Source organism: Kluyvera sp. STS39-E, from assembly GCF_040932435.1.
Classification (GTDB): domain Bacteria; phylum Pseudomonadota; class Gammaproteobacteria; order Enterobacterales; family Enterobacteriaceae; genus Kluyvera.
Window position 1 is genome coordinate 555,825 of the sequence record NZ_JBFQGA010000003.1, and the last position, 14,964, is coordinate 570,788.

Annotated in this window: 12 protein-coding genes; 6 read left to right on the forward strand and 6 right to left on the reverse strand. The window is 50.8% G+C overall.

The window, feature by feature from the left end:
• Window positions 1–2 precede the first annotated feature (2 nt).
• Window positions 3–455, reverse strand: a complete 453-nt coding sequence (locus AB4K05_RS09195; RefSeq protein ID WP_368479666.1) for a 4Fe-4S dicluster domain-containing protein — start codon at window positions 453–455, stop codon at window positions 3–5.
• A complete protein-coding gene (locus tag AB4K05_RS09200; protein WP_368479667.1) occupies window positions 452–2,392 on the reverse strand; it encodes an FAD-dependent oxidoreductase in 1,941 nt (646 codons plus the stop codon). Before AB4K05_RS09200 ends, AB4K05_RS09195 begins: the two co-directional genes overlap by 4 nt.
• A gap of 404 nt (window positions 2,393–2,796) precedes the next feature.
• On the opposite strand from AB4K05_RS09200, the gene AB4K05_RS09205 reads away from it, so the two are divergent.
• The 3 genes from AB4K05_RS09205 to AB4K05_RS09215 all read left to right on the forward strand — a co-directional run bounded on the left by AB4K05_RS09205 (window position 2,797) and on the right by AB4K05_RS09215 (window position 7,545).
• Window positions 2,797–4,245 (forward strand): nucleobase:cation symporter-2 family protein, encoded by a 1,449-nt coding sequence (locus tag AB4K05_RS09205; RefSeq protein WP_368479668.1) that lies wholly within the window; start codon window positions 2,797–2,799, stop codon window positions 4,243–4,245.
• Between the two features lie 482 nt (window positions 4,246–4,727).
• Window positions 4,728–6,002, forward strand: coding sequence for a glycoside hydrolase family 10 protein (locus AB4K05_RS09210; RefSeq protein WP_368479740.1), 1,275 nt, complete (start codon window positions 4,728–4,730; stop codon window positions 6,000–6,002).
• 331 nt (window positions 6,003–6,333) lie between these two features.
• The gene (locus AB4K05_RS09215; protein ID WP_368479741.1) at window positions 6,334–7,545 is read left to right on the forward strand and encodes an amino acid permease; all 1,212 of its coding nucleotides are present in this window, start codon (window positions 6,334–6,336) and stop codon (window positions 7,543–7,545) included.
• Between the two features lie 43 nt (window positions 7,546–7,588).
• Here the strand turns inward: AB4K05_RS09215 and cfa are convergent, their stop codons facing one another.
• On the reverse strand, window positions 7,589–8,743 hold the full coding sequence (gene cfa / locus AB4K05_RS09220; protein ID WP_368479669.1) for a cyclopropane fatty acyl phospholipid synthase: 1,155 nt from the start codon (window positions 8,741–8,743) through the stop codon (window positions 7,589–7,591).
• Between the two features lie 105 nt (window positions 8,744–8,848).
• Here cfa and AB4K05_RS09225 point away from each other — a divergent pair, with 105 nt between their 5' ends.
• The 3 genes from AB4K05_RS09225 to AB4K05_RS09235 all read left to right on the forward strand — a co-directional run bounded on the left by AB4K05_RS09225 (window position 8,849) and on the right by AB4K05_RS09235 (window position 11,541).
• Window positions 8,849–9,655, forward strand: a complete 807-nt coding sequence (locus AB4K05_RS09225; protein ID WP_368479670.1) for a helix-turn-helix domain-containing protein — start codon at window positions 8,849–8,851, stop codon at window positions 9,653–9,655.
• 129 nt (window positions 9,656–9,784) lie between these two features.
• Window positions 9,785–10,561 carry an MBL fold metallo-hydrolase gene (locus AB4K05_RS09230; protein WP_368479671.1) on the forward strand — a complete coding sequence of 259 codons (777 nt, stop codon included), beginning with the start codon at window positions 9,785–9,787 and terminating at the stop codon, window positions 10,559–10,561.
• Between the two features lie 14 nt (window positions 10,562–10,575).
• Window positions 10,576–11,541: a GlxA family transcriptional regulator gene (locus tag AB4K05_RS09235; protein WP_368479672.1), complete on the forward strand. Its 966-nt coding sequence runs from the start codon at window positions 10,576–10,578 to the stop codon at window positions 11,539–11,541.
• A gap of 299 nt (window positions 11,542–11,840) precedes the next feature.
• Here AB4K05_RS09235 and AB4K05_RS09240 read toward each other — a convergent pair whose 3' ends face one another.
• The 3 genes from AB4K05_RS09240 to AB4K05_RS09250 all read right to left on the reverse strand — a co-directional run bounded on the left by AB4K05_RS09240 (window position 11,841) and on the right by AB4K05_RS09250 (window position 14,957).
• Window positions 11,841–12,281 carry a GNAT family N-acetyltransferase gene (locus AB4K05_RS09240; RefSeq protein ID WP_368479673.1) on the reverse strand — a complete coding sequence of 147 codons (441 nt, stop codon included), beginning with the start codon at window positions 12,279–12,281 and terminating at the stop codon, window positions 11,841–11,843.
• Window positions 12,282–12,293: 12 nt separating this feature from the next.
• Window positions 12,294–13,208: a bestrophin family protein gene (locus tag AB4K05_RS09245; protein ID WP_368479742.1), complete on the reverse strand. Its 915-nt coding sequence runs from the start codon at window positions 13,206–13,208 to the stop codon at window positions 12,294–12,296.
• A 297-nt stretch (window positions 13,209–13,505) separates the two neighbouring features.
• Entirely contained in the window at window positions 13,506–14,957 is a 1,452-nt protein-coding gene (locus AB4K05_RS09250) for a tagaturonate reductase (protein ID WP_368479674.1), read from the reverse strand.
• Window positions 14,958–14,964: the final 7 nt, after the last annotated feature.

The window sequence follows — 14,964 nt, forward strand, 5'->3', positions numbered from 1 at the left end:
ATTTAGAATACCGTGGCGCGCTTACGCTGCTGCTGAATAGCGCGGAGTCCGTCAGATGTCATTATTTGCAATGCTGAGGTCGGACAAACATCGACACAGGCTGGGCCGCCTTTGCGGTTGCTGCAGAGATCGCATTTAACGATTTGTGACGCTGCATTAATGGAGATGGCGCCGAAGGGACAGGCGACCACGCAGCGCTGACAACCGATACAGCGCGACGAATCGGCTTCGATTCGCTCCGGCCCCGCACTTAATGCCGCCATCGGGCAGACGGATACACAGGGCGCATTTTCGCACTGGTGACACACTGCCGGCACGCTTAGCGTGTCTAGGCGCAGCACGGTTAAGCGCGGTGTAAAAGCCACGTTCTCCGTCATATGCTCAAGCGCGCAGGCCACTTCACAGGTACGGCAGCCGATGCAAGATCCTGAATCAGCGAGAATAAAACTGGTCATACGTCCTCCTTCTTGCTGTCAAACATCGCCAGCATATCGCAAGCGGCCTGTCGTCCGGCGACCATTGCCGTTACCACCAGGTCGGCACCATGCACCGCGTCGCCTCCGGCAAAAATCTTATCGTTGTCCGTCTGCGTGGCGCTTCGCCCTATTCCGCCGGTCTGAATTTGCCCCCAACGGTCAAGCTGAACGCCGTGCCCTCGTAGCCATGGCATATCGTGCGGTTGGAAACCAAACGCCATAATCAAAACATCGGCCTTAAGTTCAAAGTCAGAGCCCGCAACGGGACGAGGGCGACGGCGACCATCCGGCCCCGGTTCACCCATGTCGGTACGGATCATGCCGATGGCGCTAACGTGGCCCTTGCGATGGCGTTGGATATACTGCGGTTGGACGTTAAAAAGAAACTCAACACCTTCTTCCCGTGCATTCACCACCTCTTTCTTTGACCCCGGCATGCTCAACTCATCGCGGCGGTAGGCGCAGGTCACGCTCTGGGCACCGCGGCGAATAGCGGTACGCAAACAATCCATCGCCGTGTCACCGCCGCCCAGCACTACCACATGTTTGCCTTTAAGTTCGACAAGTGGATATTCCGCGCAGTCCTCCAACCCCATAACCTCCCGGGTGCTGGCAATCAGGAACGGCAGCGCTTGGATAACGCCGGTTGCGTCTTCCCCTTCCATTCCCGCCGACATCAGACCATATGTGCCCACGCCAAGAAATACGGCATCATAACGGTCTACCAGCTCACCAAATGCAACATCGCGTCCCACTTCGTGGTTGAGATGGAATGTAATACCCATTTCGCTAAACAATGTACGTCTGACGCTCAGGATATTTTTGTCCAATTTGAACGGCGGAATACCAAAAGTCAGCAACCCGCCAATCTCAGGATGTTTATCAAAAACGGCCACTTCAACACCGGCTCGAGCCAGAATATCCGCGCAGCCAAGCCCCGCGGGCCCGGCGCCCACAATAGCCACCCGCTCTTTTCGCGGTGCTACCCCAATCACCTGTGGGCGCCAGCCCATCGCCAGCGCGGTATCGGTGATATAGCGCTCGAGGTTGCCAACCGTAACCGACCCGCTTTCATTCTTAAGCGTACAGGCTCCCTCACACAACCGATCCTGCGGGCAGACCCGACCGCAGATTTCCGGCAAAGAACTGCTTTGATGGCAGAGTTCCGCTGCTTCAATGATCTTTCCCTGCCGTACCAAATGGATGTAATCCGGGATGGAGTTGTGCAGCGGACACGTCCAGTTGCACCGAGCTTTGCTGGCACAGTGTAGGCAGCGGTTGCTTTCATATTGAGCCTCTGCGCTGCTCAGCCCATAGTAGATCTCGCCAAAATGGGTTTTACGCAGCGCGGCATCGAGTTTTCTCGCGCCAATACGCGGCGGCTTAGTCAAAAAAGCCTCACGTCCGCTGAGAGACGGTCGCTGTACCGGCAGACCTTGTACCGATAGATCTTGCCGCTCGCGGCGTAAGGCGCGTATTCCCGCACCGTCCATCAGCCGTAGCGCCTGAGTCGGACAAACATTTACGCAGGCTGGTTCGGCGTTGGCTTGGTCACTGCATAAGTCGCATTTTTGCGCCAGCGCCGCCGAATTATCGTTGGCCGCCACCATCTCGATCGCCCCAAATGGGCACGCCACGGCGCAGTTTTTACAGCCAATGCATCGAGCTTTATTAAGCTGAATACTGTTATCCGCCAAGAAGAGCGCCTGGGTTGGGCATGAGGTAACGCATGGCGCATCATTGCAATGATGGCAAGTTGCGACGCTGCTCTGATGACGGTGGGAAATGACGTGAAGCCGGGGTTTAAAATCCCGCGGCAGCGGCCAACCGTCATTGTTGTGAGAAGTCACGCAGGCGATTTCACAGGCAGCGCAGCCAACACAGCGAGTGGCATCGGCCACAATAAATCTATTCATCTGCTTCCCTTTTATTATTTAGTTATCTGGTCAAGGGTCGCGATGCAATATTCAGACACATTTTATGTTTTATGCGGCGCCTTTCTTCTTTTTGGGATCAATGTCTAAAAAAGCAGAAAACAAGCGGACATGTTGAGTCATCAAAAACAAATTCACTGAATCAAATTGCGATTAACTTGATTATCAGAATCTCATTGTGAGACACCACGCGCTGAAATTTCACGAGACTCAGCCATTCCTCATCGCTTATTAACGCTTTTTATGTGATGGCTTGCTCAATTCAATACCTTAGTCGGCTTAGATATAAAAATTGGCATCAACTAAGCATGACGAAAAGGAGTGTTCATCATGTTGTTTATTCTGGCCATGCACGGCCGACTTGAATTTTTCAGGAGAAACAAAATATGAGTGCCATTGATTCTCAACCACCATCGGTCACTGGTAGCCATCATGCGGTAGATGAGGTGGATCGCGTACTCCCGCCAGGAAAGCTGATTATTCTCGGTTTGCAACACGTTCTGGTTATGTATGCAGGGGCCGTTGCCGTTCCTTTAATGATTGGTAACCGTCTGGGGCTAAGTAAAGATACCGTTGCCCTGTTGATAAGCTCAGACTTGTTTTGTTGTGGCGTGGTCACGCTGTTGCAGTGCATCGGCGTGGGTCGGGTGCTGGGGATCCGCCTGCCGGTTATCATGTCTGTTACCTTTGCAGCCGTGACGCCAATGATCGCCATCGGCGTTAATCCCGATATTGGCCTTATGGGTATTTTCGGCGCGACGATTGGTGCGGGGATCATTACAACGCTTATCGCACCGCTGATTGGTAAACTGATGCCACTATTTCCCCCATTGGTCACCGGGGTTGTTATTACCTCCATCGGACTGAGCATTATTCAGGTAGGCATTGATTGGGCGGCTGGTGGCAAAGGTAATCCCGAATATGGCAGCCCTGTTTATCTCGGTATTTCATTTGCTGTGCTGCTGTTTATTCTCGTTGTGACCCGCTTCGCAAAAGGTTTTATGTCAAACGTCGCGGTGCTTTTGGGTATTGTTTTCGGTTTTGTCCTCTCGATGATGATGAATGAAGTCAATCTTTCCGGTTTATATAATGCAAAGTGGTTCGCCATTGTGACCCCATTTGCATTGGGTACACCGGTATTTGATCCTATTTCCATTCTCACCATGACCGCCGTGGTGATCATCGTCTTTATCGAGTCGATGGGGATGTTCTTAGCACTTGGAGAGATCGTTGGCCGTAAACTTACGCCGCAGGATATTGTGCGTGGTTTACGCGTTGACGGCGTGGGTACGCTTTTCGGCGGGATTTTCAACAGTTTTCCACATACATCATTCTCGCAAAATATTGGACTAGTGGGCGTCACCGGAGTGCATAGCCGCTGGGTTTGCGTAGCTTCCGGCGGCATTTTAATTACCTTTGGTATGGTGCCCAAAATGGCTGTGCTGGTGGCATCTATTCCACAGTTCGTGCTGGGCGGTGCCGGACTGGTGATGTTTGGAATGGTGCTCGCCACGGGTATTCGAATCCTTGCACGTATCAACTATTCAACGAACCGCTATAACCTCTACATCGTGGCCATAAGCCTCGGCGTGGGGCTAACGCCCACGCTTTCAACTGAGTTTTTCTCGAAATTTCCGACGGTAATGCAACCGCTGCTACACAGCGGGATCATGCTTGCGACATTCAGCGCCGTGACGCTGAATCTATTCTTTAACGGTTACAACAAACATACCGGTCTCGTTCCCGACACCCACGTACCACAGCGTCAACCGCGAACAATGCGCATGTTTTTGTTAATGCGAAAAGTGAAAAAACAAGAACAACATGATGAGTAATGACCTCAAGCGTCGGGAGACCTTTCCCGACGCTGCTCACTGTATTGCTCATAAATGGTAGGAGCCAGCATGCTAATCCGAATCATCCTCTCAGCTATTGTACTGTTTCTGATGAGCCTTCCTGTGGTGCAAGCGGCTTTCAGCCTTGCGCTATCTAGCCGTTTTGATTTTATTTTCTACTTTTAACTCACCTCTTTTCGCTGTCGCCGCCTTATAGATTGCGACGCTAGCGGCGAAAAGAGGCTCATCACATGGTGAGATATTCCGCAGCATTGAGGCGTTAACCCTCGTTTTTATCAAATATAACCGTGTGGCCGCATCCTAACCGCAGATTTATTGTTCTAGATGGGTAAAGACACTATTCCCTGCTGGCTAAGCGATTGACTTCGTCGCCAATAGTAAGAAAATGTTCCTCACTCGTGACAACCCGAACAACGGCACTTATGAATCTCAGTTCTTTTAGTTTTGCCCGTACCTCGAAAATGAAAAAGGCCAGCGCGCTGATGATTGCCGCGCTCTTATTGGTCAGCTGTGACTCAAAGACGCCGGTAAAATCACCATCCACTTCGACGCCCGGCAAAACCCAGCACAGCAATGAGCCTATGCGCGGCGTTTGGCTGACCACCGTGTCTCGCCTGGACTGGCCGCCGATAAGTTCAATTAATGCTGGCAGCAGCACCCTGCGAGTCAACCAGCAGCAGGCCGCGATGCGAGCAAAGCTCGATAACCTTAAAAGCCTTGGCATCAACACCATCTTCTTCCAGGTCAAACCCGATGGCACGGCGCTGTGGCAATCCAATATTCTTCCGTGGTCGGATATGATGACCGGCAACATTGGGGAATATCCGGGCTATGATCCGCTGCAGTTCGTTCTTGATGAAGCGCATAAACGCGGCATGAAGGTCCATGCTTGGTTCAACCCATACCGGGTTTCGGTGAACATCAAGCCCTCGACCATTGCCGCTCTCAACGCCACCCTGACGCAATCACCGCCGAGCGTATACGTTCTTCATCGTGACTGGATCCGCACCTCTGGCGATCGCTTTGTCGTCGACCCTGGAATTCCGGAAGCACGCGACTGGATAACCAGCATCGTGGCTGAAGTGGTGTCTCGTTATCCTGTCGACGGCGTTCAGTTTGATGACTATTTCTATACTGAAACACGCAGTTCGGCTCTAAACGACAATGCGACATTCCGTCAGTATGGCCAAGGCTATGCCTCAAAAGCAGATTGGCGTCGCAACAATACCCAGCTGTTGATATCCCAAGTATCGCGCACCATTAAGCAGCTTAATCCCAACGTGGAATTTGGCGTGAGTCCAGCAGGCGTTTGGCGCAATCGCTCACACGATCCTGCGGGTTCAGATACGCGCGGAGCCGCAGCTTATGATGAATCCTATGCAGATACTCGCCAGTGGGTACAGATGGGCTTGCTGGATTACATCGCCCCGCAGCTTTATTGGCCTTTTGCCCGCGATGCCGCTCGCTATGACGTTCTGGCAAAATGGTGGGCTGATGTTGTGAAACCGACCAACACCCGCCTCTATATTGGTATTGCGCTGTACAAAGTCGGCGAGCCGTCAAAAAATGAGCCTGACTGGACCATTGAAGGCGGCGTACCGGAATTGAAAAAACAGATTGATCTCAATGAATCAGCCTCGAACATTAACGGCACGATTCTGTTCCGTGAGGGGTATCTCGAACAGCCTCAAACGCGGGACGCGGTCAATTATCTCAAAGACCGTTGGGGTAATTAATTGACAGGAAGAATCGGTGAATAGTCACCGATTCTTTTCCATTGGCGGTTATACGTTACAATGATGTGAAACATTATTATGGATTTATATTAATTTCCGGATATTTCCAAAAAATGCTTGCCGCCTGCGCAGAATAGCCAGTAGTATCGAAAAAAGGCTTTTTTGCCGCCAATAATAATAGTCCGACTTCCGTTAATTTCCTCTTTCCCTATCAAGCTACCCCCTGATAATTCACCGTTAACGTTCGCGTTATTTTTCGATATTTATGAGTACTATGACTAAAGAAACAGCGATGCACCGTCCTCAATGGACACCAAAGGATACCATCTGGATGATGGGTGTTTATGGCGCAACGGTGGGAGCAGGCACCCTATTCCTACCGGTCGAAATTGGCACGCGCGGTCCGCTGGTCTTTGTTCTACTACTCCTGCTAGCCATTCCGCTCGCGCTTGTACCACACGTGCTGATTTGTCGCGTCTTTATGCGCGACCAACAGGGGCACAAACAGGCCGATCAAACGCTGCCGCTGTTTGGATCTTTTTTTGGCGCGAAAGGTCGCCAGGCAATGAAACTGTTTTTCTGTGTCGCGCATTACCCGGTTACGCTGGTTTATGCCGTTTCACTGATTAACGCCTTGAGCCATTTTCTCAGTGAACGACTGCACGTAACGGGCATTCATCGGGGAGGCCTGACCGTCGTTGTGCTGCTGATTTTGCACATCGTCCTGAGCAAAGGCCGTGACAAAGTAGTAAAAACGCTGGGCGCACTGGCCTTGCCGTTCGCCATTGCCATCATCGTCATCGCCGCTTCGCAAATTCCTGCGTGGGACATCAGCAATATTTCTAGTGCCTGGCTGCAGACGCAATCCTCGTCGGTCAGTAGCTCCTTGAAAGATATGTGGTTAACGCTGCCGCTTATTGCGTTCTCACTGTGCTCCGCGCCGCTTATTCCGGCATTAGCCTCTTGGTATCGTGAGCCAGGAAACGGCGGTGAGACACAGTCCGTACGAGTTATTCGTCGTGCCTACGCGCTGATTTTGTTCAGTATTATCTTCTTCGTCTTAAGCTGCATTTTGAGTACGCCACGCGAGACTTTTGAGCTGGCTAAGACGCAGAATCTGAACGTGCTGTCGGTGATTGGTGGTCACGGTGGGATGAGTGCGATTCTTTATCTGGCGCCATTTATCGCTATTCTTGGCATGACTAAATCGTTTTTAGGCATTTCGATGCCGGTTGCCGAAACCTTTAACGTGTTGGCCGCAGACCTCTTTAAAATCAAGCGCGCCGGTCAGATGCGGTGGGTAAAATCCACCATTTCAGTATTAATGTTTATTGTCACATCCCTCGTGGTTTATTTAAATCCGGATGTCCTCAATATGATTGAAACCGTCTGCGGGCCGCTGATTGCGATTTTCCTGTTTATTATCCCAACGTGGTTAATCATGACTCGCCCGGCGCTGCAACCGCTGCGAGGCCCTATTTCAATATTGGTGATGATTAGCGGCATTCTGACCGTTTCGGCATTGCTGTATTCGATGTTTTAAGTAATGACTCATGCTGGGAAATCCCCAGCATGAGTCATTTTGGCTAGCGATAAACGTACATCCCACCTTCAGCACCTCGGCTGAACAATACCTGCCAAAGCTCAATATCGCGCGCGCGGAACGCACCTGCGCAGGCACACAAATAGTAGTTAAACATCCGGCGGAATCGGGCTGTGTACTGTGGCGCAAGCTCCGGCCAAGCGGCGTTAAAGCGCTGATGCCATGCCATTAACGTTTTATCATAGTCGCTACCAAAGTTATGCCAGTCCTCCATAACCAAACGCGACTCGCTGACACGAGCAATCTGGCGGATGGACGGCAGGCAGCCGTTAGGGAAGATATATTTGTTAATCCACGGGTCAACATTGACCCCGGAGGCGTTGCTACCAATCGTATGCAGCAAAAAAGTGCCGTCGGGTTTTAGGCAGCGGTCGACGACGCTGAAATAAGTGTCGTAGTTTTTCGGCCCCACATGCTCAAACATCCCCACGGAAACAATGCGATCGTACTGCTTATCCAAGTCGCGATAGTCCTGAAGCAAAATCGATACGTCGAGCCCTTCACAATGCTGCTGCGCCAGTTTTTGCTGTTCGCGGGAAATGGTGACGCCATCAACACTCACACCATAATTTCGCGCAGCGTAGGCCGCAAGACCGCCCCAGCCACAACCAATATCCAACAGCTGCATACCCGGTTTTAACTGCAGCTTTTCGCAGATCATCTGGAGTTTGGCATTCTGCGCGTCTTCTAAGGATTGCGCGTTTTTCCAATAGCCGCAGGAATATTGCATATGGGGATCGAGCATCAGGGTAAACAGATCGTTGCCAATATCGTAATGCTCTTTGCCGACAATCCAAGACCGGCTGCGTGATTGCAAATTAAACAAGCGAGCGCCGGCCACGCGTAAAATATCTTTCAGGTTGCCCGGCATTTTTTTATCAAGATTGGCTTTGAGAATTTTATAAAAGAGAATATCGAGACGTTCACAATCCCACCAACCCTCCATATAGCTTTCACCCAAGCCTAGCGACCCCTGACGGAACACGCGTTTAAAAAAATCAGCGTGATGCACCTGAATATCCCATGACCGCGACCCGTTAATCTCAATATCCGCCTGATGGAGTAATTCGTTACCCATCCGAGACCAGTTATCATTTAATTCATTAACACTTATTACGTCTGAGCAAACCGTGGCCATGATCCTATCCATATTTGAGTCAGTATTTTCTGTGTAGGATTATTAGTGATAACACGATGGTATGTATTATGATGTGAGGACAATATTTATCGAATAGACGTCATAATGATAGAAGACAGCCCTTCTTTCCCCGCCACGCCGGTAAAACGTTGGATCTCCTCGCCGGATGACTCAATGAAGGCGCTACCGCAGTCGGTCTATTTCCGCTCCTACGTGCTGTCAGCCAATAACCATGTCGACCAACACAGCCATGCGTTCGCTCAGTTTCACTTTGCGCGTAAAGGAAGTATGCGTATTGATGTTGCTGGGAAATGTTGGGTGATTCCTGCTCATTATGGTATTTGGATCCCGCATAACACCGAACATGCAGTTTGGGCATTGGATGATGTCTATCTGGAAAATCTGGATATCGAACCCGACTTTCTACCCTTCCCAATTGATGAATGTAAGGTAGTCGCCATCAGCGATTTTGTGCGCGAATTTATTCACTACGCCACGACAAATACGCCAGAACGTTACGACATCACCGGTAAATCCGGACAGCTGGTAAGGGTCTTGCTTGACGTGATTTTGCAGTTGCCAGAAGTCGAGCTGATGCTACCGTGGCCGCAAAATAGCGCACTAATGAAAGTGTGCCGAACGATACAGGAATCTCCTGGCCTTGAGCATTCGATGGAAGTTTGGGCAAGTCATCTCGGCATGTCGGCCCGGACGTTTTCTCGCCATTTCAAAAAAGAGACCGGAATGCCGTTTAGCGCGTGGAAACAGAAAATGCGGATCCTCGAGTCGGTGATGATTTTGAAAAAAAATAAGAACGTCACCGCCGTTGCGCTAGAGGTAGGTTATTCCAGCACCGCAGCCTTTAGCTACGCTTTTCGCCAGGCCTTTGGTGTCCCGCCTTCCAGCTATTAGCTTTCGCGGATTCGATGAGATAACGACAGGTTGGCCCAATAGCATCGAAAGTTGGCTTTAAGCCAGCGGCAGAAACTTACCGATCCCACATACTGTGATCATCAAATGACGATATACAGGATGCCTGCCATGAAAATCACCCAAGTCCGCAACGCAACACAGCTCATTACCTATGCGGGGAAGCGCTTTCTCATCGATCCGATGTTGGCGAAAAAAGACGCCTACCCAGGCTTTGACGGCAGCGCGCGTGCAAAAATTCGCAATCCGATGGTTGAACTGCCGATGAGCATCGACGCACTGCTGGATGTTGATGCCATCATCGTCACCCATACCCATCTCGACCACTGGGATGATGCGGCGGTGGAACTCATCCCAAAATCGCAGCTGATCTATGTCCAAAATGCGCGTGATGAAGAGCTGCTGCGGTCACAGGGATTTACGCAGCTACGCCAGCTTTCAGCCACCAGTTTCTTTGATGACATTGCGCTCATTAAAACCGAGGGGCAGCATGGTTCTGATGAGGCCTATGCCATAGCGGAACTGGCCGAACGCCTCGGCGATGCTTGTGGGATTGTATTTAAGCATCCAACAGAGAAAACGCTCTACCTTGTCGGTGACTCCATCTGGATTGATGGCATTGCGGATAATATGCGTCAATACCAGCCAGGCGTGGTTATCATGAATACCGGATGGGCACATCTGTTGCGTTTTGGGCCGATTATCTTTGGTTTAGAAGACCTATTGAAAGCTCACAATATTTTGCCGCAGGCACAGATTGTTGCCACCCATATGGAGGCGGTTAACCACTGCTTGGTTACCCGACAATCCCTGCTGCAGTATGCTCAGGATAATCAATTACAGGCGTTTGTTAGCGCCCCTTACGATGGTGACAGCGTCACCTTTTAGCGGAGAATAGCGGTATGCCCACCACCGTCGCGATCGTCGCAAGCGAAGGATTTAGCACCTTTCACTTTTCGGTACCGCTGATTCTATTTGGCGACAAAGCTGGCGGGCAACAGCGTTTCACCCGCTATATCTGCGCCGAAGAGCCGGGGCTGGTTTGGTCACAGGAAGGCACCGCCGTTCAGGCAACCCACGATTTCACGACTCTAGCAGAATGTGAAATTGTCATTGTACCGTTTTGGCGCAATGTGGATGAAAAACCGTCAATGGCTCTGCTGGATGCGCTGCTTAAAGCGCGAGCCAACGGCGCGACGCTGGTTGGACTGTGCCTAGGGACATTTGCATTAGCCTACGCCGGCGTACTCGATAACCGCCGGGCCGCCACGCATTGGGAATTCGAAAAGACCTTCCAGCGCCTATTCCCCCGGGTTAATCTGGACGTTAACGTACTGTATACCGATGATGACGGGCTGGTGACCTCCGCCGGTAGCGCCGCCGCGCTGGACTGTTGCCTGTATGTGATCCGCCAGCGTTTTGGCGCAAGCGTCGCCAATCAAATTGCCCGTCGTATGGTGACGCCACCTTATCGTGAGGGCGGCCAGTCACAGTATATTGCGCAGGTAGTCCCGCACCAGACTGGCGATAATCGCATCAATCAACTGCTGACGTATTTACAGACCAACCTCGAACAGCCGCACAGTATCGATTCTCTCGCCGACCAAATAGCCATGAGTCGTCGTACGTTAACCCGTCATTTTCAGAAAGCAACCGGCATGACGCTGGGCGAATGGATGACCGGCGAACGTCTGCGGCGCAGCTTGCTGCTACTCGAAACCACCGCGCTGCCCATTGAGCACGTGGCAGAACGGTCAGGATTTCAGTCTTCAGTCACTTTTCGACAGATTTTCCGCGAAAAAATAGGCGTCAGCCCGGTTGAGTGGCGTAGAACATTTCAGGGAAAACAAGCAACGGCTAGCGCGTGAAAATGTTATCCACAGAAACGGTGCACAACCTTGTGGGTAATTAGCCGAAAAGCCGTTGATTACTCGATGTTTGAGGTATTGGTCAAGGGCGCAGCAAGGTGCCGCGCCCGATAGGATGTGTTGGTTACGCTTACCAGCTAAAGGAGCGCACCAATGATAAATCCCAAGCGGTCGCAAACAGCGAAATGAAGACAATAATGTTAACGGCTGTTTCGATTCTCTTTTCCATTTTGATTCTCCCTATGTCGGTACCACCATTAAACACGGAAAACCTTAATGATTTATTTTACACATTGCGGTTAAGGCGTCACGCTGTATCGGACGAAATCATCGGCTGCGACAAATTCATCATAAAGCTTACGCGCGGGGTTATGAATACGAGTATGCCAGTAGAAACGCGACCATCCCTGCTCTTTTGCCTCATTTAGCACGAATTGCATGAGCTGACGAGCAACGCCTCGCCCACGATATTCAGGGTCAACAAACAGGTCTTCCAGATAGCAAATCGGCGCAGTGACCCAAGTCCCCTCATGAAGCACGCACACGGCAAAACCTGCCACGACCCCATCAACCACCGCGACGCGGCAAAACATTGATGAGGATGAATCCTGTATTCTTTTCCAGGTGTACTCGGTTACCTCATCTGGGATTTGGCTTTCATAAAAGGCGGTATACCCCTGCCACAGAGCCAACCAACGTGCTTTATCCTCAGTTTGAACAGAACGAAATACTACGGCCACGACGTCACCTTCTTAAGTTAATTGGTAGTACTTATCGACGGTAATCCGGGGGGGTATCTGCGGTGTATCATTCATTTGCAGTAGATCAATCTCAATGGCGTTACAGATAGCGTCCAGCGGTAAGTCATTATTTTCCATACCGAACGGTTCTTCAAGCTCTTCTGCAAGCGTATCTAATGAGATAAAGGTGTACGAAATCAGTACTGATATGAAGGGCGTCATGTAGTGTAAATCCACCACCAGAGCGAACGGCAGCATGATGCAGAACATATACACGGTACGATGCAAGATAAGCGAATAAGCAAACGGCACCGGCGTATTGGCAATGCGCTCACAGCCGGCCAGCACGATAGACATATCATTCAGTCGAATATTAAGACTGTGATACAAAATATCTGACAGTTCCCCTTCCCGACGTCGCAGCGCGAGCCAGTCTCCCATTATCAGCAGCAGACGGTTCGCTGGTGATTGCGCAACCATGACCTGTGCCAGATGTTCCTCAGAAAGATACTTCGCCAGCACAGCGCGAGTTGGCTGCCGACGCAGCGTCAGGCGCAGACAGTGGGCAAACGCAATTTGCAGCCCGACAAACTCGCCAAGCTGCGGATCGTTATGCAGCGTGTTTTTCACCTCGCGTAATAAAGAACGTGACGCAATCATTAGCTGCCCCCAGAGCTGTCTTGCCTCAACATAGCGCGCGTAGCAGGCGTTGTTACGAAAACCGAGGAAAATAGCTATTGCCACGCCGAGAATGCTAAACGGCGCTACGGTCAGTTTGAATCCAAGCGATGAGTACCATGGCAGAATCAGAATCACCACAATAGAGAGCAGGAAATTGAGCAGCAGACGAGAATAGATTTTCGGCAGCACTGAGCCGTGCCAAACGAAGATTCGAGCCAGCCAATGCTGGTGAGGACGGACGATCATGTTTTTTTCAATCAGGTTAATAATTTGTATATTAAACGTGATCTCCGTCATGTATTCAAGCCTGAAACCCGTACGGATGTTATCCTAAAGGCCCCTTTATCCTGCTAGACCAGAACCATTTGCACGGTGTTTCAGTGGGATAAACAACATCTTTATAATGTATGTTGTAACTAATGATTTTGCTTTAATTGGCTAATGACGCTGGGCACCGATTGCCGGATGACGCTTCGCTTATCCGGCCTACCACTTAAAACAAAAAACCCGGCCGAAGCCGGGTTAATTACCGTTCAGCCGCCATTAGCACAGTGGCTGAACGGCCTCACGCATGCCTTTGGTCAGAATGGCATCAAGATCTGCTGAAACCTGTTCTACCAATTTAGGAATTTGTGTAAGATCCTGCTCCCAGTGCTCACTTACCGACAGTACCGCTGTCACCAAATCGGTGGTGGTGATTTGCAAGTCACGATGCTGAGACCACATCTTCTGATAGCGATCAATCCAGTGCGCATCATCCTGTACCGGATAAGCTTCACCGTTACGTTCACCGCGATAGAATGCAATCAGCGCAGCCAGTGCAAAGGTCAGACGCGCAGGCAGTTTACCGCTCGATTTTTGCCCTGCTAGCAGCTGCGGGAGAATACGGGTACGGAACTTGGTCATGCCGTTGAGTGAAATCGACAGCAGCTGGTGCTTAATGTACGGGTTGCAAAAACGTCCCGTTACCGCGCTAGCAAAGGATTCCAGCTCATCTTTTGGCAGATCTAAAACCGGAATGATTTCCTGGTGAATGGCTTTCTCGACGAAGGCACAGATTTCAGCATCGTTCATCGCCTCACCAACGGTATCAATGCCGGACTGGAACGCAACCGGCACCAGTGCGGTATGCGCACCGTTCAAAATAGCCACTTTACGTTCTTTATACGGCTTGATGTCATCAACGATCAGCACGTTCAGCGCCAGTTTGTCTAGGCGCAGTTCGCTCGCCAATGACTTAGGCCCTTGGATAACGAACAGATAGAAATGTTCGGCGGTGTCGAGGAAACCGTCTTTGTAACCCAGTTCGCTTTCCAATTGAGCCGCTTCATCACGCGGATAACCGGTCACAATCCGGTCCACCAGCGTTGAACAAAACGCATTAGATTCATGGAGCCAGGTCATGAATTCAGCCGGCAATGCCCACTCCTGCGCGTAGCGAATAACCAGCTCCTGCAGCGCTTCACCGTTATAGTCAATAAGCTCGCAGGGAATGATGACCCAACCCTTATCTGCCGCACCATTGAAGTGACTGAAACGTTCGAACAGCAAACGGGTCAGCTTCGCCGGATAGCTTACTGCAGGCGCATCGTCGAACTTATCGCCTGCATGGTAGCTAATGCCCGCTTCTGTAGTGTTAGAGAAGACAAAACGCATGTCAGGGTTGTGTGCCAATTTGAGAAACTCGGCGTAATCACTGTAGGCGCTGATTTCACGGTTTACGGAACGGATCAGACGAGCTTCGCTGACCGCTTCACCCTTCTCATTCAAGCCACGAATAATTGTGGTGTACAAACCATCCTGGGTGCTGAGCGACGGCGGAAAATTGCTATCGATAGGGCGAACGATAACCACACCGGCGTTCAGGTCGGTTTTCTCGTTCAGCAGATCGATCTGCCAGTCAACAAACGCGCGCAGGAAGTTTCCTTCGCCAAACTGGATAATACGTTCAGGGTATTGGGCACCGGGGAAATCATGGCGGTTCAGTGTTTTCACAATGGGT

What these genes read in the sequence shown, in the direction of transcription:
- AB4K05_RS09195 (WP_368479666.1), bottom strand. Translation starts at nt 455, where the DNA reads ATGACCAGTTTTATTCTCGCTGATTCAGGATCTTGCATCGGCTGCCGT.
- AB4K05_RS09200 (WP_368479667.1), bottom strand. Translation starts at nt 2,392, where the DNA reads ATGAATAGATTTATTGTGGCCGATGCCACTCGCTGTGTTGGCTGCGCT.
- AB4K05_RS09205 (WP_368479668.1), top strand. Translation starts at nt 2,797, where the DNA reads ATGAGTGCCATTGATTCTCAACCACCATCGGTCACTGGTAGCCATCAT.
- AB4K05_RS09210 (WP_368479740.1), top strand. Translation starts at nt 4,728, where the DNA reads ATGAAAAAGGCCAGCGCGCTGATGATTGCCGCGCTCTTATTGGTCAGC.
- AB4K05_RS09215 (WP_368479741.1), top strand. Translation starts at nt 6,334, where the DNA reads ATGATGGGTGTTTATGGCGCAACGGTGGGAGCAGGCACCCTATTCCTA.
- cfa (WP_368479669.1), bottom strand. Translation starts at nt 8,743, where the DNA reads ATGGCCACGGTTTGCTCAGACGTAATAAGTGTTAATGAATTAAATGAT.
- AB4K05_RS09225 (WP_368479670.1), top strand. Translation starts at nt 8,849, where the DNA reads ATGATAGAAGACAGCCCTTCTTTCCCCGCCACGCCGGTAAAACGTTGG.
- AB4K05_RS09230 (WP_368479671.1), top strand. Translation starts at nt 9,785, where the DNA reads ATGAAAATCACCCAAGTCCGCAACGCAACACAGCTCATTACCTATGCG.
- AB4K05_RS09235 (WP_368479672.1), top strand. Translation starts at nt 10,576, where the DNA reads ATGCCCACCACCGTCGCGATCGTCGCAAGCGAAGGATTTAGCACCTTT.
- AB4K05_RS09245 (WP_368479742.1), bottom strand. Translation starts at nt 13,208, where the DNA reads ATGATCGTCCGTCCTCACCAGCATTGGCTGGCTCGAATCTTCGTTTGG.